The organism is Pseudomonas agronomica, assembly GCF_025917275.1.
GTDB classification, from domain to species: Bacteria; Pseudomonadota; Gammaproteobacteria; order Pseudomonadales; family Pseudomonadaceae; genus Aquipseudomonas; species Aquipseudomonas agronomica.
Genome location: NZ_JAOSHO010000985.1, coordinates 1 through 621, shown reverse-complemented (window position 1 = coordinate 621; position 621 = coordinate 1). Strand labels below are relative to the sequence as shown.

At 52.8% G+C, this 621-nt stretch carries 1 protein-coding gene; it reads left to right on the top strand.

The window, feature by feature from the left end; translation table 11 throughout:
• The first annotated feature begins 117 nt into the window (after positions 1-117).
• Positions 118-576: an REP-associated tyrosine transposase gene (locus OC610_RS28515; RefSeq protein WP_264433083.1), complete on the top strand. Its 459-nt coding sequence runs from the start codon at positions 118-120 to the stop codon at positions 574-576.
• The last annotated feature ends 45 nt before the right edge of the window (positions 577-621 follow it).

Here is a 621-nt window from a genome sequence, read left to right as displayed (position 1 = left end):
TGGGAGCGAGCTTGCTCGCGATGACTATCCACCAGACACATCCAGCCAAGAGTCTGTCCGGCATTCGAATTCCATTGGCCTAGCCTTTGATGGCCTGATCAATGGAGAGGCGAAGGAATGCCTGATTTACCTGCTTCACATCGCTTGCGCACCGGCCGTTACGGTGAGTTGAATCGAATCTATTTATTGACCACTAACACGGCTGAGCGAAAGCCGATTTTCCAGGATTTCGTTTTAGGTCGATTGGTCGTTGAGCAATTTAGGTGTGCCCAGGATGAGAGATGGGCGAAGTCATTGGCGTGGGTGGTCATGCCCGATCATTTCCATTGGTTGATTGAATTGCAGCAAGGCTCGCTGAATGAGTTGATGCAAAAAACCAAGTCCTTGAGTGCTCGCGCGGTGAACCTGTCCACAGGGCACAGAGGCAGCCTATGGCAGCAGGGATACCACGATCGGGCACTACGGCGGGAAGAAGATTTGGTAAAGCTGGCTCGCTATGTTGTGGCAAATCCACTGCGGGCAGGCCTGGTAGAGCGACTTGGCGACTATCCGCTGTGGGATGCTATCTGGCTTTGACTTGAAATCGAGTTGTCTTCAATCGCGAGCAAGCTCGCTCCCACA

Excerpts from the sequence above, each read along its gene's own strand:
- OC610_RS28515 (WP_264433083.1), top strand. The coding sequence starts at position 118 with ATGCCTGATTTACCTGCTTCACATCGCTTGCGCACCGGCCGTTACGGT.